Source organism: Dyella nitratireducens, assembly GCF_014642835.1.
GTDB classification, from domain to species: Bacteria; Pseudomonadota; Gammaproteobacteria; order Xanthomonadales; family Rhodanobacteraceae; genus Dyella_B; species Dyella_B nitratireducens.
This window is the reverse complement of record NZ_BMJA01000001.1, coordinates 415,152-433,398: the sequence shown is the minus strand read 5'-3', so window position 1 is coordinate 433,398 and position 18,247 is coordinate 415,152. Positions and strand designations below refer to the sequence as shown.

The following is an 18,247-nucleotide window of genomic DNA, read 5'->3' as shown; positions in this document are numbered from 1 at the left end:
ACGGCACTGTACGAAGGTACAAGTGCCACCCATCCACCCCTTGCCTAAGCTGCGCAGCATGGGCATCCGTGGGTGGATGCACGTCAATGCGAGGGGAGACATGAAGCGTAGCCATTTGAGTCTGGCCATTGGTTTGAGTTTGGCCTGCGCCGCACCGCTGTACGCGCAGCAAACCGCGGGCAACACCAATACGTCCGGCGCCACCCAGACGAGCCAGGGCAGCAGCCCCAAGAAGCTCGACCAGATCACCGTCACCGCGCGCAAACGCGAAGAAACCCTGCAGGACGTGCCGATTGCGGTCAGTGCGTTCACGGCGCAATCGCTCTACAACCAGAACGTACAAGACCTGAGTGATCTGCAAGGCAAGGTGCCGAACCTGCAGATCTATGCCGCGCGTGGCTCCAACACCACGCTCACGGCATATATCCGTGGCCTGGGCCAGGCCGATCCCACCTGGGGCTTCGATCCTGCCGTCGGCATTTATCTCGACGACGTCTACATGGCACGCCCGCAAGGCACGCTGCTGGATGTGTTCGACGTGGACCGCATCGAAGTGCTGCGTGGTCCGCAGGGCACGCTGTATGGCAAGAACACCATCGGTGGTGCCATCAAATACGTCTCCAAGCCGCTGCCGACCAAGACCGAAGGTTCGGTGGAAGTGACCACCGGTACGCATGGCGAGAAGGACGTAAAGGCGGCGCTAGGTGGTGCTTCGGCTGATGGTGTGTGGCGCGGGCGTGTTGCCGTAGCTAGCGAACACAACAACGGTTTCGGCAGCGACATCCTTACCGGCAGCCGCAACGGCAACAAGAACACCAATGCGGCGCGCGGCACGCTGGGTTTCTTCCCTTCGCAGAATTTCAATGCGCAGTTGGAAATTGACGGCATGCACGACAATTCCAATCCGCGCGGCGCGAAGATGCTGGAGGCCAATTCTTTCTATCCGCAGTACCAGCCGCTGACCAGCGACTACAACACGCGCAGCGGCATGCAGCAGCTCAACTGGACCAAGATGAAGGGTGCAGCGCTGACGTTGAACTGGATCGTTAGCTCGGACTGGACGTTGAAATCGATCAGCGCCTATCGCTCGTCGAAGACGGACAGCAACATCGATTTCGATACCTTGCCGGTGGCGGTGGCTGACGTCGGCGCGATTTACAAAGACCATCAATTCAGTCAGGAAATCCAGGCGAACTACGACTCCGGCGGTGCGGTGCACGGCGTGATGGGCCTGTATTACTTCAGTGGCTCGGCTGCCGGCGAAATCCACAACATTTTCCTCGGCTCACCGCCGTACAGCCTGCTGGGCTTCTCCGAGTACGGCAGCACCGGTGGCAGCATGGGGACGCGCAGCTATGCGGCCTATGGCGATTTCACCTGGGATATCAGTCCATCGTGGAGTCTGGACGTTGGCGTGCGCGCGACGGACGAGAAGAAGACGGCAATCATCCAGAACTACGAATATTCCGACGCCACCTTTAGCGTGCCGATTGGCGTGCTGGCGGACTTCACCGGTTCGCATACTTCGCACAATGTGTCGCCCAAGGTATCGCTGGATTACACCGTCAACCAGCAGATCAAGCTTTACGGCAGCTACAGCGAAGGTTTCCACTCGGGCGGCTACAACATTCGCGCGAACTGTGCGGCGATCCCCGAATCCTGCCGCCCGATCCAGGACGAGAAGGTGCAGTCGTTCGAGCTGGGTAGCAAGATGAGTTTCTTCGATGACAAGCTGATGCTGAACTCGGCGGTGTTCCACAACGTCTACTCGAACATCCAGCTCTCCGTGTTTACGTCATACACGCTGCCGAACGGCACGCAGGGTTTCTTCGGCGACTTCACCAATGCAGGCAGAGGCCATATCGACGGCTTCGAAGAGGAGTTCGCCTGGTATCCCTCGCAGGCGTGGACGCTCAGCGGCAACTTCTCCTATCTGCACACCAAGTACACCGAGTTTCTTAGCGGCGGGGTCAACATCGCCAATACGCAGTTTTTCACCAATGCACCAAAGTGGTCGGGCGGCTTCACCCTGCAGCGTAGTTTCCCGTTGGGTGCGTATGGCGACTTGAATGCACGCCTGAATTACCAGTACCAGACGTCCGTGTGGCCGGAGACGACCTTGTCGCCACTGATCAAGCAGGGCTCGTACGGGTTGCTCAACGCAGGTTTGATCTGGCAGATCGATCAGCCGTGGTCGATCAGTTTGCAGGGCACGAATCTGGGTAACAAGTCGTATCGCACCACGGGCTACAACATTGCGGCGCTGGGCATCGTAACGGGCTTTTATGGGCCGCCGCGGATGGTGACGTTGTCGGCGAAGTACGCGTTCTGATTTTTTGAGATGTACGCTACCGCCTCACCGTCATTCCGGCGAAAGCCGGAATCCAGTTTGAATATGCGTCCGAAGGACACAACAGATTTTATGTTGAGTGTGCTACGCACAGGTTATTGAAACTGGATTCCGGCTTTCGCCGGAATGACGGTGAGGCTTGAACTACCTTTTTAGGATGAAAGTCATGCGTTTGATTGGCACGTTATGCATGGGTTTGATGTTGATGGCTGGGACGGCACATGCAGATGATGCTGTGCAGCCGCTGCCCAAGTTGAAACTCGACTCGTCACGGACGGCAGTGGTCGGACTTTCGTCCGGTGCTTACATGGCCACCCAGATGCAGATCGCTTACCCCGAGCTGTTTCCGAACGCCGCCTTGGTAGCCGGCGGCCCTTACGGCTGCGCCGAAGGCAAGCTGCAAACCGCGTTGAGCACATGCATGAAAGGCCAGCCGGCACCGGATGTTTCAGCGCTGGTGAAAACTGCAAAGCAGCGTGCCGCGAGCGGCGAAAACGGGCCATTGAAGAATCTCGCGCATGGCCGCGTCTATCTGCTGCATGGCACGCAAGATGCCGTCGTAGCACCGATGGTGGCGGAAGCGGGTGCGCATTTTTACGAAGCCTTGCGTAGTGAGCCTGGGCTATCCGGCTTGCAGGTGGACGATGACGGCCAGCGAGCTTTTGCGCATAACCTGCCGATAGCGGCCACGGGCGACGACTGCAGCAAATCCGTTTCGCCTTACCTGGGCCATTGTGGCTTCGATGCCGCAGGCGCGGTCTTCACACACCTGTTTGGCCCCGCTCCGCATGCGGTAGCGGCCGATGCACGCGGCAACTTGCAACGCTTCGATCAGGATGCGCTGAAGCCGGGCGGAGCGGATGCTTTGCTGGCTTCCACCGGCTACCTCTACGTGCCGCCGGATTGCGCAGCCGGCAAGCGCTGCGGTTTGCTGGTGGCATTCCATGGCTGCAAGCAGAACGCCGATGCAGTGGGCCAGGCATTTGTGAAGGATGCCGGCTTCAATCGCTGGGCCGACGTCTACGACGTGGTCATCCTGTATCCTCAGACGCGGGCAAGTTTCGCGCCGTTGAATCCGCAGGCATGCTGGGACTGGTGGGGTTATTCGGGCAGCAACTACGACACGCGGCAGGGTGTGCAGCCGCGGTGGGTGGTCAATGCCGTGAGGGCACTGGGTTTGCCGTAGGTTGGGGTGCAAACCCCAACATGGCGCAAAACCAAGCATGGCGATGTTGGGGTTTGCACCCCAACCTACGGTGCATCGCATGCTGAGTATTGGCGTGATCACCACTGCCGCGCTGATCTGGCTCGGCTTGCTATTCGGTGTCGCACTGACCGGCGAACGCCGTCCGCATTTGTTCGAAAAACATTGGGCCATCGTCTACGCGCTTTCGCTGGCGATTCACTGCACCTCATGGACGTTCTACGGCACCGTCACGCAGGCGAGCCGTTCCGGCTGGTGGCTGCCGCCGACGTTCGTGGGCGCGATCCTGATGTACGTCTTCGCCGTGTCGGTATTGCGCAAGTTGGTGCAGTTGGCACGCGAGTACAACGCGGGTTCCATCGCAGACTTGATCGTGGTTCGGTTGGGCCGGCATGCGGGGCTGGCGGCGTTGGTGACTTGCGTGGTGCTGGTGGGCATCGTTCCGTACATCGCCTTGCAGCTGAAAGCGGTGGCGATGAGCTACATGTTGCTGCGCCGTGGCGAGACGGCGGAATCGGCGCCGTGGCACGACATCGCCTTGTACGTGGCCCTGCTGATGGCGCTGTTCGCGATGTTGTTCGGCACGCGGCGCGCCTCGGCCATGGCACACAATCGCGGGCTGGTGTTGGCGATGGCGTTCGAGTCTTTGTTCAAGCTCGGCGCGATGCTGGCGCTGGGTACCTTGCTGTTTACCCCGTTGCCGGCAGGCGCCGCGATCGGTTCGCCGCCGCCACACGAAAGCAGCGGCTTTCCGGCGTTGATTTTGCTCGGCGCGCTCGCGATGTTTACGTTGCCGCATCAATTTCATGCGGGCGTGGTCGAATGTCGTGACAGTTCGCACGTACGCACGGCGCGCTGGCTGTTTCCGTTGTACATGCTGCTGATCGCGTTGCCGATCCTGCCGCTGGCGAAACTGGGCGATGCATGGCTGGCGCCGAGTGGCGTGCCTTCCGATCTCTACGTGCTGGCCCTGCCGCTGGCGCGCAATCAGGATGGGCTGGCGCTGGTGGCGTTTCTCGGTGGCTTGAGCGCGGCGACGAGCATGGTGGTGGTGGCGACGCTGGCCTTGAGCCTGATGGTGGTGAATCACTTCATTGCGCCGCTGCGTGTGCGTGCTGGCTGGGGGCGCGACGAGCAAGGCGATTTGCGTGGCGAAGTGTTGAATCAGCGCCGTGCGGCGATTCTTGCGGTAATCCTGCTGGCCTGGGCGTACAGCCGCATGCTGGCGCGCAATGATGCGCTCGCGGATATCGGCGCGATCTCGTTCTCTGCGTTGGCGGGGCTTGCACCGGCGCTGCTGGCGGCGGTGTATCGGCCACAGCTTGGCCCGCGTGCCGTGATGTGGGGTTTGGCGATCGGCACGCTGATGTGGTTGTACGTGTTGCTGCCGGCTGGGCTTTCCCATCAGCCTTATTGGCTGCAGCAAGGGCCGTTCGGTCTGCGTTGGCTCACTCCTGATGGCTTTATAGGGCTGGACGATTGGAGCCGCCTCGGCCGCGCGGTGATGCTGAGCCTGGTGGCGAACGTGCTGGCCATGCTGGCGGTGGCGAATACGCGTTACGGCCGCCGTCGCTGGCGGCCCGGCGTCAGCAACGTCACCGTGGCCGAACTGCGCGCATTGGCGGAACGCTTTCTGCCCGCCGAGCGCGTGGAACGGGTGTTTGCAGGCACGACCATGCAAGCGCGCGCGGGCAATGCGCGTGTGGCGGAAGTGGAGCACGAGCTGGCGGCAGTGATCGGTGCGGCTTCCGCGCGACTGTTGCTGGAAGTGGTGCATCGCCAAGGGCAGGCCGAGTTCGACACGGTCGCGGCGATCGTCGGCGAAGCGGCGCAGGATCTGCATTTCAGCCAGCGTGTGCTGGAGGCGGCCCTGGAAAACATGAGCCAAGGCATCTGCGTGGTGGATTCGGAATTGCGGCTGGTGGCGTGGAACGGCCGCTACGCTGCGTTGTTCGGTTATCCGCCCGAACTACTGCAGGTGGGGCGGCCGGTGGCGGATCTGATCCGCCGCAATATCGCGGCAGGCATCATCGGTCCCGGCGATGTAGAGGGACGCGTGCGGCGGCGCCTGGCGCATATGCGCGCCGGCACGGAATTGATGTCCGAGCGGCGCTTTCCCGATGGCACGGTGGTGGAGATACGCGGCCATCCGATGCCGGGCGGCGGTTACGTGGCAACCTTCACCGACGTCACGATATTCCGCGAAACCGCGCACGAGTTGATGCTCACCAATGAAACGCTGGAGTTGCGCGTGGTCGAGCGCACGCGTGCGCTCGCGCAGGCGAACGAAGCGAAAAGCCACTTCCTCGCCGCGGTGAGTCACGACTTGATGCAACCGCTGCATGCGGCGCAGTTGTTTGCGCATGCCTTGGCGGAGCGTGGATATGACGCGGCCAGCGTGCGGCATCTCAATGATTCGCTGGCGGCGACGGAGGGTTTGCTGGCCGGCTTGCTCGATATCGCGCGTTTGGAAGGCGGGCGATTGCATCCGCAGCCGCGCGATTTTCCCTTGGCGGAAGTGTGGGAGCCGTTGGCGGCGGAGTGCCGTGCGCTGGCGCGTGATCGTGGCGTGCGCTTGAGCGTGGTCGACAGCCGGGTGTGGGTGCATTCCGATCCCTTGCTGTTGCGGCGCGTGTTGCAGAACTTTTTGTCGAATGCCTTGCGCTACAGCGAGCGTGGACGCGTCCTGCTTGGTGTGCGGCGTCGGGCAGGCGGTTTACGGTTGGAAGTGTGGGATACGGGGCCAGGCATTGCCGAGGAAGAGCGTGGCTTGATCTTCGAGCAGTTTCGTCGCGGTAGCACGGCGGGTGGGCAAGGGCTCGGCCTGGGCCTGTCGATTGCGCAACGTGTGGCGGCGCTGCTGGAGCATCCGCTTGGTCTGCGTTCGTGGCCTGGACATGGCAGCGTGTTTTATGTCGACGTGCCGCGTGCCACCACGGCGTATCACGTTACGGCACCCACGGCGGCAGATATGCGTCCCTTGCCCGCAGGGCGCGCGCTGATTCTGGATAACGAACCAGCGGCGCTCGCTGCACTCGGCGCGTTGTTGAACAGCTGGGGCTGGGAGGTGCATGCCGCGTCGCATGCCGGACAGGTTTTGACGACGCCGTGGCGGCCGGATTTATGTGTGCTCGATTATCACCTCGATCGTGGGCAGACCGGTTGGGATGTGCTGCTGAACTTGCGTCGCGACTATCCGGATGTGCCGGCGGTGATGCTGACGGCCGATCGCGATGGTGAGTTGCGGCAGCGCTTGCTCGATGCGGGCGTGGTGGTGTTGTACAAGCCGCTGAAGCCGCTGGCGATGCGGCAGGTGATGCAGAAGGTGATGGTGGGGAGGGAGTCGGCGCCTATTTAATTCAATTTATGGTTGTCATTCCGGCGAAAGCCGGAATCCAGTTCAAATACGTCGTGCGCAGCACTCAATATAGAAAATGTTGTGTCCTTCGGACGCATATTTAAACTGGATTCCGGCTTTCGCCGGAATGACGGTCATGGGTTACGACGCTGCGGCGGAGGCACCCGGCTCACCGAGATCCAGCATGTGCAACAGTACGCCGGCCTGCGTGCGATTGCGCACGCCCAGCTTTTCAAAAATCGCCGTCGCATGCGCCTTCACCGTGCGCTCCTGAATGCCCAGTCGATCCGCAATTTGCTTATTGAGCAAACCTTCCGCCAGTAGCGCGAGCACGCGATATTGCTGCTCGGTCAGACGCGCCAGGCGCGCAGCGAGGTCCGCGTCGGCGGGATTGCTCGGCAGGGCTGCGACGCTGCGCGCCAGGGCGGGCGGCAGCCAGTTGCCGCAATTCAATACCGCATGTACCGCTTCGCTGATCTCACCTGGATTGGCGCTCTTCGGAATAAAGCCCGCTGCACCGTGATCGAGCACGCGTCGCACGACGTGCGGCTCATCGTGCGCGGATACCACCAGCACCGCTACCGCCGGATATTGCCCGCGCATAGCGGCAAGGCCGGAAAGCCCCTGGCTGCCGGGCATGTGCAGATCCAGCAACACCAGGTCGATATCCGGGTCGGTCGCCAGCGCGTCGAGCACGCCTTGCAGATCGCAGGCTTCGCGCACACTGCAGTCGTCCAGGTGCTCGCTGGCGGCCTGGCGCAGCGCGGCGCGGAAGAGGGGATGGTCGTCGGCGATAAGGAGTCGCGGCATGACGCGGACCATAACCGCGGTAAGCGGTCACGTCGAGATGTAAGAGCCTGTTGTACTTTCGTACGATGGCCGGCGAGCGTGGGCTTGCTATCGTGGGCGGATGAACATCCGACACCCTTTGGCAAGTATCGCCGCGCTGGCCCTGTTTGCCTGCGCGACGCAGGCGTTTGCGACGGAGCCATCCATGCAAGGGACCGATTTTGTGCAGGGCGAGGTGAGTGTCACCACGCACCGCGGCCATGACGATTTGCTCAGTGCGGGACTCGGTCTCGACGGTTTGAAAGGACCGCCGGCGCCGTTTGCAAACCCGGTGCAACCCACCGTTCAGGAGCTGCGCCGGCGCGCGATCCAGACGAGCTGGAAGGGCATAGCCGATCTCGGTCCGCTGGGTGGCTATGGCACCGTCTACGGCGCTGTGCCCGATGTGCCGGGACGCGAGTACCAGGCGTTTGCAAAGATTCCCGGTGCACATCAGCCGCATCGTGTGCTGGTGCAAATACCGGATCATTTCGATCAGACGCATCGTTGCCTGGTCGTGACGGCCTCGTCGGGCTCGCGTGGTGTTTACGGCGCGATCGCATTGGCCGGTGCGTGGGGTCTGCCACATGGTTGCGCCGTGGCGTATACCGACAAGGGCACCGGCTCCGGCTACTTCGATTATGCCGATGACAGCGGCGTGGCCTTGAATGGCGAGCGCGCCAAGCGCGGCACGGCGGTGCTGGAGTTCGAGCCGACAGAGACGAAGGGCGAGGGTATCGCTTTCAAGCACGCGCATTCGGGTGACAACCCGGAAGCCGATTGGGGACGTGACGTCTTGCAGGCGGCGCAGTTCGGGCTGGCGATGCTGGATCGTGCGTTTCCGGATCAGGCGCCCTTTACGCCGCAGAACACCAAGATCGTCGCGACAGGTCTTTCCAATGGCGGCGGTGCCGTGTTGCAGGCGGCGGGGGTGGATGAACATCACCTGCTTGCCGGTGTGGTGGCACTGGAGCCGAATGTGCACACGCCCAATCATGGCCGCGCGCTGTACGACTACGCCAGCGAAGCGGCGGTGTGGTTGCCGTGTGCTTTGATGGATGCACGTTTTGCATCAACGCCCTTCGCACGTGATGCCAAGGGTGCGCAACATGCTGCGTGGGCAGCGCGTTGTGCGAGTCTGCATGCGCAGGGCCTGTTGAAAGCTTCTACGCTCGAGCAGCAAGTTGCCGAAGCCTATGACCATCTGCACGGCACCGGTTGGACCGATCAGGCGATGGCCACGGCGGCATCCTCCACGGCACTGGATTTATGGCGCGTGATCAGCGCCGCGTATGCGTCGGCCTATCTGCGTCGCGGTGCGAATCACATGCCATGTGGTTATCACTACGCCGCCATCGTCAACGGCAAGCCGGGTGTGGCCGACGAAGCCACGCGTGCAAGCTGGTGGGCGGATGGTTCCGGCATTCCTCCCGGCAACGGAATTGGTTTGTTCGGCGGCAGCGATGACAGCGCCGATCCGCATCTGGCCGGCATCACCTGCCTGCGCAAGCTATGGACGGGTGACGATGCGGATGCGCAGGCATTGCATGCATCGGTGAGTGCGCTGGCGGTGAAGCTGCCGCGCAAGGATTTGCCGATGTGGATCTTGCATGGCGCAAGCGACGGCCTGCTGCCGACCGCATTCACCTCCGAACCCTATGTGGCGTGGCTGCACGCTGAAGACCGGCGCCCGTTGTATTGGAAAGTGCCGCATGCACAGCACTTCGATGCGTTCCTCGCGTTACCGGGCTTCGGCGACCAGCATCTACCGTTGTTGCCGTATGGCTATGCGGCGCTGGATCGGTTGTGGGCGCATCTGTTTCAGAAGCAGCCTTGGCCCACCGAGTTGCCGACACCGGCAGGTACGGCGCGTGGTGCCGGCGCGTTAGAGCAGAGCATGCTTGGCCTGTAGGTTGGGGCAAACCCCACCATGGCCGTTGGCATGAGCAGGGTGATGTTGGGGTATGCGCCCCAGCTTACGGATAGCTGACTGGTTCCTTCGGCCACTGCTTCATCGGGTGCCTCATCGGAAGATGTCGTGGTTTGTTACAACCTGGCGGCGCTGGCGTTATGCTTGCCGATCGCGCCCGCCGGGCAAGCGTCCGTACCCTGCAACTTCAAGGAATCCCCATGGCTATCAATGTCACGATCACCACCAGCCGCGGCCCCATCCACCTGCGCTTGCATGACGACAAGACGCCGGTCACGGTGGCGAGTTTCGTCAACCTTGCACGTCGCGGTTACTACGATGGCCTCTCATTCCATCGCGTGATCGCCGACTTCATGATCCAGGGCGGTTGCCCGGAGGGTAGTGGCCGCGGCGGTCCCGGTTATCGCTTCGAAGACGAATTCCACCCTTCCTTGCGTCATGACAAGCCGGGTGTCCTGTCCATGGCCAATGCCGGCCCGCGGACCAATGGCAGCCAGTTCTTCATCACGCATGGCGCTACGCCTTGGCTGGATGGCAAGCACAGCGTGTTCGGCGAGGTGGTCGGCGTTGACGACCAGAAGGTGGTGGATGCGATCAAGCAAGGCGACACGATCGAGAAAGTGACGGTCGAAGGCGACGTGGATGCCTTGCTGGCGGCACACTCCGATCGCGTGACGGAGTGGAACGCGGTGTTGGAACAGCGCGGTTGAGCTGCCGCGTGTCTCTTCTCTGAGGCTCTGGAAGACATCGCAGGTTCGTCCCGGCAAATGCCGGGATCGAGCGGCAGGTCGTCAGGCTGGGGCGATGGTCATCAAGCATGGCCGTGCTTTCACACTACTGTTACGTCTGTGTAGCGCGCGTCCGCATAGAATCAACCGGCTTGGAATCTTTCCCAAAGGAGAACAGCCATGTCGTTACTCGACAGCTTGGGCAGTCTGTTAGGTGGCAATCAGAGTGAGGGGGCCGGTTCGCTGGTCTCGGTGGCCGGGCAGTTGATCCAGCAGGCCGGTGGCGTGCAGGGTCTGGCTGACAAGCTGCAGCAGCACGGATTGGGTGATGCGGTGCAGTCCTGGATCGGCACGGGTGCGAACCAGGCCATCTCCGGTGATCAGCTCAATCAGGTGTTGCAGAAGACCGGACTGGACTCGGTGGTCAATAACGCGGCCGGCAAGCTTGGCGTCGATCCTGGCCAACTGGTTGGGCAACTGGCGCAGGTATTGCCGCATGCCGTGGATCATGCGACGCCGAATGGCGACGTGCCTTCCGGCGGCGGTTTCGATCTCTCGATGCTCGGCGGCCTGGCCGAGAAGCTGCTCGCTTCGCGCACGGCCTGAGCAACACAGACAAAGAAAAAAGCACGGCGGAAAAAACGCCGTGCTTTTTTTGTGCGTGCTTGTCAGTGCTGAAAGAAACGCAGCAGATACAGCAGGATGATCGCGCCGATGATCGACAGGATAAAGCCGGCCGTGTGGAATTTCTGACCCGGCTCCGGCTTCTTGAACAGCATGCCGATGAAGCCACCGATGACCGAGCCGACGATGCCCACGATGGTGGTCATCATGAACCCCATGTGGGCGGCGCCCGGAACGATCCAGCGTGCGATAAGACCGACAACGAAACCAACAATGATCGACCAGATGATGCTGAACATGGATAACCCCTCGCGTCTAAGACGTTGCTGTTAATCGCATGACACCCCACCGCCCGATCTTGCGGCGGCCCTGCGACATGATGCCAGCGAGCGATCCCGGATCAATAGGAATTTTCTGGGTCCGCCGCCCGACCCTGCGGGATGACGCATCGCCACATGCTAAAATCCGCCGGTTTGCTGCCCCGTACCCCACCGAGGAAAGCCATGCCCCAGCTCGCCCAGCGCATCGGCCGCGCCAAACCCAGCGCGATCATGGTCATCGCCGAAACGGCCAAGCAACTGAAGGCCGCAGGCCGCGACATCATCAGCTTCTCCATCGGCGTGCCGAACTTCCTGCCTGGCGAGCATGTGTACGCAGCCGCCCGCGAATCGCTTTCGCATGACAGCGGCCAGTACGGCAGCAACCGCGGTTCGGATGCATTGCTGGATGCCTTCCTCAGGCACATCGAAGCCTTGGGCTTTACCGGCTACGGGCGTTTGAATCTGTCGGTGGGCATTGGCGCCAAGCAGATTCTCTACAACTTGGCCGAAGCACTGCTCAACGACGGCGACGAAATCTGCTTCCCCGCGCCGTACTGGACGACCTATCGCGACATCGCCGACATCGTGGGCGCGAAGGCCAATGTGCTGCATTGCGGCCCTGACCAGAACTACAAGCTCACGCCGCAGCAGCTGGAAACGGCATTGGCGCGCAAGCCGAAAGTGTTTCTGTTCAACAATCCGTCCAACCCCACCGGCATGGTCTACACGCGCGAGGAAATCGCTGCGCTGGCCGACGTGCTGGCGCAGTATCCGGACACCTGGATCGTTACCGACGACATCTACAACTCGATGGTGTTCGACGGCATCGGCTATCACAACTTCGTGTTCGCGCGGCCGGAGTTGCGTGATCGGCTGATCTTCGTCGATTCGATTTCCAAGACGTATGGCATGCCGGGTTGGCGCGTGGGCCTGATCGCCGGGCCGGAAAACGTCGCCAAGGCGGTGACCACGCTCAATTCCAATCACATCACCAGCGTGCCGGAAGTGGTCGCGGCGGCAGCCATCGCCGCGTTCAGCGGTCCGCAGGATGTGCCACAAGCCAAGTGCAAGGAATTCGCGCAGAAGCGTGATGTGGTGCTGGCTGCGCTGGCGAACATCCCCGGCGTGGTGTGCCCGCGTCCGCAGGGTGCGTTCTATGCGTTCCCGGATATCTCGGTGGCGTTCGGTAAAAGCCACAACGGCACGCGCATCGAATCCGATGTGGATTTCTGCGCTGCGTTGCTGGGCGCGAAAGGGGTGGCGTGTGTACCGGGCTCGGCCTTTGGCGAGCCGCGCGCGATGCGTATTTCCTATACCTGCCCAACGGCGCAGCTTGAGCCGGGGCTGGCACGTATCGCCGAGTTCTTCGCCGAGCTGAGTTGATCTCTTTTTACGGCCCGCACCGTTAGGATGCGGGCTTTGTCGTTTTATGTACCTGAAGGAGTTGCCACGATGAAAGCCCCCGTTCGTGTTGCCGTGACCGGCGCAGCCGGCCAGATCGGTTACGCCCTGCTGTTCCGTATCGCCGCTGGCGACATGCTCGGTCCGGATCAGCCGGTGATTCTGCATCTGCTCGAAATCACGCCTGCGCTGCCCGCGTTGCAGGGCGTGGTGATGGAGCTCAACGACTGCGCGTTCCCGCTGCTGGCTGGCGTGGTCGCGACCGACGACGTCAACGTGGCCTTCAAGGACGTCGACTACGCGCTGCTGGTTGGCGCGCGTCCGCGCGGCCCGGGCATGGAGCGCAAGGACCTGCTGGAAGCCAACGGCGCGATCTTCGCTCCGCAGGGCAAGGCACTGAACGACCACGCCAAGCGCGACGTGCGCGTGCTGGTCGTCGGCAACCCGGCCAACACCAATTCGCTGATCGCGCAGCAGAACGCTCCCGATCTCGATCCGAAGTGCTTCACCGCGATGGTTCGCCTGGACCACAACCGCGCGCTGTCGCAGTTGGCCGAGAAGACCGGCAAGCACACCACTGACATCAAGAAGGTCACCATCTGGGGCAACCACAGCTCCACCCAGTATCCGGACCTGCACCATGCCACCGTGGGCGGCAAGCCGGCGTTGAGCCTGGTCGACCAGACCTGGTACGAAAAGGACTTCATCCCCACCGTGCAGCAGCGCGGTGCGGCGATCATCAAGGCGCGTGGCGCTTCCTCGGCCGCTTCGGCCGCTTCCGCTGCCATCGACCATATGCGCACCTGGGCGCTGGGCACTGCAGAAGGTGACTGGGTGTCGATGGGCATTCCGTCCGATGGCTCCTACGGCATCCAGCCGGGCGTGATCTACGGCTACCCGGTGACGGTGAAGGGCGGCAAGTACGAGATCGTGCAGGGTCTTGAGATCAACAACTTCTCGCGTGCGCGCATGGATGCTACCGACAAGGAGCTGCGCGAAGAGCGTGCTGGCGTCGAGCATTTGTTTGCGAAGAAGTAATTCGCGGTTTTGCCACTGCCAAGTAAACGGCCACCCGTTGAGTGGCCGTTTTGCTTTCAACACCTAAAGACGCCAGGCGATGGATTTAAATCAAAATTCAGGCGGAGCGGTTTGCGCAAAGCTCGCGCGCCGCACCATCACGGCGTGGCCGCGCATCAGGTTGGTAAACGGAGCGAGGATGTCCTTGCTCTCGGGGTGGCTGACCAGATAGGCGATGATCGGCGCCAGTTCAAGATCGGCAAGGCTGAGTTGATGGCCGACCAGGAAATCCCGCTCGCCGTACGCCCGGTCGAGAATCGTCAGCTGTTTATGCATGTCGACGATGGCCGTGTTGATCACCGCGCGGTTCGGTGTGCCGTTGGGGCCTTTCGGAAAAAGGAATTGCATCAGGAAGCGGCGGATCATGGCGTCATAGCCATAGCCGTTGATGCTGCTGATCCATTGTTCGACCTTGGCTCGCTCAGCGGGTGTATCCGGCATCAGTCTTGGGCCGGGATGAGCTTCGTCGATGTAGCGCAGGATGGCTGACGATTCGAACAGCACGAAATCGCCGGCCCGGAAGGCGGGAATTTTGCCGAAGGGGTTCAGTGCGTTGACGATGTCGCCATGTGGCGGTTGCGGATCGAGCGTGTAAGAGATGCCTTTTTCGATGAGCGCCATGCGCACCGAGCGCACATACGTACTGCGCGGATCACCCACCACGCTGATACGGCTTTCCATCGGTTGCGGCTTGCCGGCCAGCATATGGGTGAGGCTTTCGAAGGAGGAGGTCCAGCCGCCCTGATGCGAATCACGTGCGTCCTCGGTCGCAAAGCCGGTATGTTCGAGCGTCAACTCGGTGCGTCCAGCGCGGTCGGCGAAGTGCAAGGTCACTAGCGTTTCCGGCCCTAGCTCGCCGTTTGCCAGCCAGGCCCAGGTGAAGGCGATTCTTTCGTGTGGGACGAGTTCGCGAAACTCGCCCACCACGACATACGCGGCGCCGACGGGCGAATGCATTTCACATCGGTATTTGCCGCCGGCTCGCGCGTCGACATCTGCACGCGGGATAGTAAAGCCTTCGGGGCCGAACCAACTCTGGATGATCTCCTTCCTGGTGAAGGCGTCGTACAGTTTTTCCGGTGGCACGTCGAAGATGCGGTTGAAAGTGAGCGAGAGAGGTGTCATGGGCGTGCCACAGGCTTAGCGAGGGAGTATGTGGCCCATACGCTAATTGAGCGGCTGAAGCTGGGTCTGTCGGGCGCAGCTGAAAAAGGTCTGCAGTTAGACCTTCAGAATGGATGCTCTATTCCTACGCTTCTCTACGAGGTCAGAGGGACGCGTCGACACGAAGTCGGCATCAGCAAAAAGCCAAACAAGCCCGCTTCGCGGCTAGTTGCTGATGGCCCGCAATTTGCGGCCTTCTGGGCTGACTCGCAGCACGGAGCCTTGCTCGTACCAATCGCCCAGCACGATACGCTCGGCGGTCTGGCCGTCCAATTCGAAATGGTGGACCGCAGGGCGATGCGTGTGTCCATGGATCAAATGCGTGACACCTGCATGGCGCATCGCTTCAGCGACGGCGTCAGCGTTCACATCCATCAGTGTTTCTTCGGCGCTGCTGGTGTAGCTGCGGCTTTCGGCGCGCGCTTTGGCGGCCAGGGCTCGGCGTGCATCCAGGGGCATGGACAAGACGTGTGCTTTCCATTGGGGTGAGCGCAGTTGGCGGCGCAATTGCTGATAGGCCACGTCATCGGTGCAGAGCACGTCACCATGCATCAGCAGTGTGGGCGTGCCATACAGATCGTGCACGGCGCCGTCTTCGAGCAATGTAAAACCGGCACGCGTCGCGAAGGCTTCGCCGAGCAGGAAGTCCCGGTTGCCGACGATGAAGTACACCGGCACGCCCGCATCGCGTACGGCGGTGGTGGCGCGGGCTATGCGGTTGGGCAGTTCGGCATCGTCGTCATCGCCCACCCATGCCTCGACCAGGTCGCCGAGGATGTACAGCGCATCGGCACGGCGCACTTCGTCACCGGCCAGGTAGTGCTCGAACAGCGAGGTGATGTGCGGGCGGCTATCGTCCAGGTGCAGGTCGGAAATGAACAGCGTGCTCATTTCGACTTGCGTGGCGCCATGGGGGATGGCTTTGCCATGGTGCTGGGCGCTGCCGGTGCTTCTTCGCCGGCCACGCTTGCGCTTTCGATCACCACCAGCGGTGTGGGCACGTCAGCGGCGAACGGCCCTTGTGCATGCGTGGGAAGGGCGGCGATCTTGTCCACCACGTCTATGCCCTTGATGATTTTGCCGAACACGGTGTAGCCCCAGGTGAGGCCGCTCTGGTTGCCGGCGTAGTCGAGACGGCGATCGTCTACGAGGTTGATGAAGAACTGCGAGGTGCCCGAATTCGGATCGGCACCGCGCGCGACGGCAACGGTGCCGCGCAGATTGGACAGGCCGTTGTCCGCTTCGCTGGCGACCGGTGAATGCGTGCGGCGCGGCTGCAGCTCGGCGGTATAGAGGCCGCCTTGAATCAAATAGCCGGGAATGACCCGATGGAACACGGTGCCGGCATAAAAGCCTTCGTGCACGTAGCGCAGGAAATTCGCCACGCTCTTGGGCGATTTGTCCGCGTAGAGCTCCAGCGTGATGTCGCCCTGCGAAGTATGCAGCGTCACTTGGGGATTGGCGGCCGCGGGCGCAGTGGGTGCGGCAGACGGCTTGGCGGTCTGCGCAACGGCGAGCGGAGCAGCGAGCAGGAAGAGGGCGGTCAGCAGGTACTTGGGCATGATAGGGGCGGTACGGCTGAAATATCCGGGCATGATACGCGGGTGGCGTCTGCTTATGGCTGATGGGTGCCGATGCACCTCGCCTGGTGGGAAGATGGGTTTCATTCGGTGCCGATCGACAACGCCAGACCCAGCTCGGCCATGGGCGTGATTTCCTGCTCCAGGTCCGCCTGCGTGAGCGGATGCTGTTCCAGCCACGTTGCCGGCAGGCTCAGTCCCAGGCGCTGGGCGCTGGCCGAGAGGCGCAACGGTGGCAGCGATTCGGGGCGGCGTGCACGGCGGAATAGCACAGCCAGGCGCAGCAGGGCGGTGATGTAGCGGGCGAGCTGGCGGTAGCGCTGCGGCAGGGCGGAGAAGCTGGTCTTGTCCGGCTTGCGCCGATGCGCTTGCACGATGGTGGCGAGTAGATGCTGTTCCTGCTTGGAGAAGCCGGCGAGGTCGGCGTTGCGCAGGATGTAGGCACCATGCTGGTGATACTGGCTGTGTGCGATCGCCAGGCCGATTTCATGCACACGCGCGATCCATGACAGCCACTCGCGCGCTTCGCCATCCAGCTTCCAGTTCGGAGCCGCCTGGTCGAACAGCATCAGCGCCGTGGATTCCACGCGGCGCGCTTGCGCGCGATCCACGGCATAACGGTTGGCCAGCGCATCAATGCTGGACGTACGTGGATCGGTGCCGCCGGCGCGGCCGATCAGATCCCATAGCAGGCCTTCGCGCATCGAGCTTTCGCATACTTGCAGACGTTCGATGCCGAGCGCGGCGAACGCTGCTTCGAAAATCACCACGGCACCGGTAAACACCGGCGCGCGATCGTCGGACAGGCCCGGCAGCTTCAGTGCGCTGATCTGTCCCTGTTCAAGCAGCGCATCGCGCAACATGGCCAGTGATGTGGGAGTCACGCCGTGATCGGAAAACTTCATGGCTTGCACCACGGCGCCGATCGCCTTGGCGCTGCCGGAAGAGCCGAAGGCGTCGATCCAGCCGGCTTCCAGGTACTCCTCCGAGAACTGTTGCAGCAAGACACCGATTTCACCGCGCGCCCGTTGCCAGCGCTTGCGTGTGAGCTTGCCGCCGGGGAAAAACCGTTGCGTGGTGGCAATGCAGCCTACCTGCACGCTTTCAGTGTGCAGCGGGGCGAGGCCGCGGCCGATGATGAATTCGGTACTGCCACCGCCGATGTCGATGACCAGGCGGGGATCGCGCGAAGTGGGCAGGTCATGCGACACGCCCAGGAAGATCAGACGGCCTTCCTCGCGGCCGGATACCACTTCCACCGGATGTCCGAGCGCGGCTTCTGCGGCGGTGAGGAAGGCTTGTGGCGAAGCGAGGCGGCGCACTGTATTCGTGGCCACCGCGCGTACACGGGCGGTGGGAATGCCGGCAATGCGCTGACCGAAGCGGGCCAGGCAATTGAGGGCACGGGCGCGATGCTCGGCATCCAGGGTGCCATCGGCACGCAGGCCGGCGGCCATGCGCACCGTTTCGCGCAGGCGGTCGATCACCCGCGGTTCGCCATGCTCCATGCGCGCGACGACCATGTGAAAACTGTTTGAGCCGATGTCGACGGCGGCCATGAGCTCGCCATCCTTGATCTGCATCTGGTCACCGAGGCTCACGCGGGACTCCTGTTCGAACTGCCGGGGATTCTCGCATGGATGCGAACATCATCAACCCTGTAGGTTTCGTAGGTTGGGGTGC

Annotated in this window: 14 protein-coding genes; 8 read left to right on the top strand and 6 right to left on the bottom strand. The window is 62.1% G+C overall.

Features of this window, described 5'->3' with window-relative positions; genetic code table 11:
- Positions 1–100 precede the first annotated feature (100 nt).
- The 3 genes from IEX75_RS02000 (at position 101) to IEX75_RS01990 (ending at position 6,912) form a co-directional block, all read left to right on the top strand.
- Positions 101–2,332 carry a TonB-dependent receptor gene (locus tag IEX75_RS02000; protein WP_188792581.1) on the top strand — a complete coding sequence of 744 codons (2,232 nt, stop codon included), beginning with the start codon at positions 101–103 and terminating at the stop codon, positions 2,330–2,332.
- Between the two features lie 184 nt (positions 2,333–2,516).
- A complete protein-coding gene (locus IEX75_RS01995; RefSeq protein ID WP_188792580.1) occupies positions 2,517–3,536 on the top strand; it encodes an extracellular catalytic domain type 2 short-chain-length polyhydroxyalkanoate depolymerase in 1,020 nt (339 codons plus the stop codon).
- 79 nt (positions 3,537–3,615) lie between these two features.
- Entirely contained in the window at positions 3,616–6,912 is a 3,297-nt protein-coding gene (locus IEX75_RS01990) for a hybrid sensor histidine kinase/response regulator (protein ID WP_188792579.1), read from the top strand.
- 141 nt (positions 6,913–7,053) lie between these two features.
- On the opposite strand, the gene IEX75_RS01985 is transcribed toward IEX75_RS01990, so the two are convergent.
- The gene (locus IEX75_RS01985; protein ID WP_188792578.1) at positions 7,054–7,722 is read right to left on the bottom strand and encodes a response regulator transcription factor; all 669 of its coding nucleotides are present in this window, start codon (positions 7,720–7,722) and stop codon (positions 7,054–7,056) included.
- A gap of 100 nt (positions 7,723–7,822) precedes the next feature.
- On the opposite strand from IEX75_RS01985, the gene IEX75_RS01980 reads away from it, so the two are divergent.
- The 3 genes from IEX75_RS01980 (at position 7,823) to IEX75_RS01970 (ending at position 11,004) form a co-directional block, all read left to right on the top strand.
- Positions 7,823–9,652 (top strand): 3-hydroxybutyrate oligomer hydrolase family protein, encoded by a 1,830-nt coding sequence (locus tag IEX75_RS01980; RefSeq protein ID WP_188792577.1) that lies wholly within the window; start codon positions 7,823–7,825, stop codon positions 9,650–9,652.
- 218 nt (positions 9,653–9,870) lie between these two features.
- On the top strand, positions 9,871–10,380 hold the full coding sequence (locus tag IEX75_RS01975) for a peptidylprolyl isomerase (protein ID WP_188792576.1): 510 nt from the start codon (positions 9,871–9,873) through the stop codon (positions 10,378–10,380).
- 198 nt (positions 10,381–10,578) lie between these two features.
- Complete coding sequence (locus IEX75_RS01970) at positions 10,579–11,004, top strand: YidB family protein (protein WP_188792575.1); 426 nt, start codon at positions 10,579–10,581, stop codon at positions 11,002–11,004.
- A 62-nt stretch (positions 11,005–11,066) separates the two neighbouring features.
- On the opposite strand, the gene IEX75_RS01965 is transcribed toward IEX75_RS01970, so the two are convergent.
- Positions 11,067–11,321 (bottom strand): GlsB/YeaQ/YmgE family stress response membrane protein, encoded by a 255-nt coding sequence (locus tag IEX75_RS01965; protein WP_188792574.1) that lies wholly within the window; start codon positions 11,319–11,321, stop codon positions 11,067–11,069.
- 204 nt (positions 11,322–11,525) lie between these two features.
- Here IEX75_RS01965 and IEX75_RS01960 point away from each other — a divergent pair, with 204 nt between their 5' ends.
- Entirely contained in the window at positions 11,526–12,725 is a 1,200-nt protein-coding gene (locus tag IEX75_RS01960) for an aminotransferase class I/II-fold pyridoxal phosphate-dependent enzyme (RefSeq protein ID WP_188792573.1), read from the top strand.
- Between the two features lie 69 nt (positions 12,726–12,794).
- Positions 12,795–13,781 carry a malate dehydrogenase gene (locus IEX75_RS01955; protein WP_188792572.1) on the top strand — a complete coding sequence of 329 codons (987 nt, stop codon included), beginning with the start codon at positions 12,795–12,797 and terminating at the stop codon, positions 13,779–13,781.
- 90 nt (positions 13,782–13,871) lie between these two features.
- Here IEX75_RS01955 and IEX75_RS01950 read toward each other — a convergent pair whose 3' ends face one another.
- From IEX75_RS01950 to IEX75_RS01935, 4 genes are all read right to left on the bottom strand, one after another.
- Positions 13,872–14,945 carry an SRPBCC domain-containing protein gene (locus IEX75_RS01950; RefSeq protein WP_188792571.1) on the bottom strand — a complete coding sequence of 358 codons (1,074 nt, stop codon included), beginning with the start codon at positions 14,943–14,945 and terminating at the stop codon, positions 13,872–13,874.
- A 204-nt stretch (positions 14,946–15,149) separates the two neighbouring features.
- Entirely contained in the window at positions 15,150–15,875 is a 726-nt protein-coding gene (lpxH, locus tag IEX75_RS01945; protein WP_188792570.1) for a UDP-2,3-diacylglucosamine diphosphatase, read from the bottom strand.
- Positions 15,872–16,546, bottom strand: coding sequence for a peptidylprolyl isomerase (locus tag IEX75_RS01940; RefSeq protein ID WP_188792569.1), 675 nt, complete (start codon positions 16,544–16,546; stop codon positions 15,872–15,874). The genes lpxH and IEX75_RS01940 overlap by 4 nt, the downstream gene beginning before the upstream one ends.
- Positions 16,547–16,647: 101 nt before the next feature.
- Positions 16,648–18,147 (bottom strand): Ppx/GppA phosphatase family protein, encoded by a 1,500-nt coding sequence (locus IEX75_RS01935; protein ID WP_423373281.1) that lies wholly within the window; start codon positions 18,145–18,147, stop codon positions 16,648–16,650.
- Between the last annotated feature and the right edge of the window lie 100 nt (positions 18,148–18,247).

What these genes read in the sequence shown, in the direction of transcription:
- IEX75_RS01940 (WP_188792569.1), bottom strand. Translation starts at nt 16,546, where the DNA reads ATGCCCAAGTACCTGCTGACCGCCCTCTTCCTGCTCGCTGCTCCGCTC.
- IEX75_RS01960 (WP_188792573.1), top strand. Translation starts at nt 11,526, where the DNA reads ATGCCCCAGCTCGCCCAGCGCATCGGCCGCGCCAAACCCAGCGCGATC.
- IEX75_RS01955 (WP_188792572.1), top strand. Translation starts at nt 12,795, where the DNA reads ATGAAAGCCCCCGTTCGTGTTGCCGTGACCGGCGCAGCCGGCCAGATC.
- lpxH (WP_188792570.1), bottom strand. Translation starts at nt 15,875, where the DNA reads ATGAGCACGCTGTTCATTTCCGACCTGCACCTGGACGATAGCCGCCCG.
- IEX75_RS01995 (WP_188792580.1), top strand. Translation starts at nt 2,517, where the DNA reads ATGCGTTTGATTGGCACGTTATGCATGGGTTTGATGTTGATGGCTGGG.
- IEX75_RS01980 (WP_188792577.1), top strand. Translation starts at nt 7,823, where the DNA reads ATGAACATCCGACACCCTTTGGCAAGTATCGCCGCGCTGGCCCTGTTT.
- IEX75_RS01935 (WP_423373281.1), bottom strand. Translation starts at nt 18,147, where the DNA reads ATGCAGATCAAGGATGGCGAGCTCATGGCCGCCGTCGACATCGGCTCA.
- IEX75_RS01950 (WP_188792571.1), bottom strand. Translation starts at nt 14,945, where the DNA reads ATGACACCTCTCTCGCTCACTTTCAACCGCATCTTCGACGTGCCACCG.
- IEX75_RS02000 (WP_188792581.1), top strand. Translation starts at nt 101, where the DNA reads ATGAAGCGTAGCCATTTGAGTCTGGCCATTGGTTTGAGTTTGGCCTGC.
- IEX75_RS01975 (WP_188792576.1), top strand. Translation starts at nt 9,871, where the DNA reads ATGGCTATCAATGTCACGATCACCACCAGCCGCGGCCCCATCCACCTG.
- IEX75_RS01970 (WP_188792575.1), top strand. Translation starts at nt 10,579, where the DNA reads ATGTCGTTACTCGACAGCTTGGGCAGTCTGTTAGGTGGCAATCAGAGT.
- IEX75_RS01990 (WP_188792579.1), top strand. Translation starts at nt 3,616, where the DNA reads ATGCTGAGTATTGGCGTGATCACCACTGCCGCGCTGATCTGGCTCGGC.
- IEX75_RS01965 (WP_188792574.1), bottom strand. Translation starts at nt 11,321, where the DNA reads ATGTTCAGCATCATCTGGTCGATCATTGTTGGTTTCGTTGTCGGTCTT.
- IEX75_RS01985 (WP_188792578.1), bottom strand. Translation starts at nt 7,722, where the DNA reads ATGCCGCGACTCCTTATCGCCGACGACCATCCCCTCTTCCGCGCCGCG.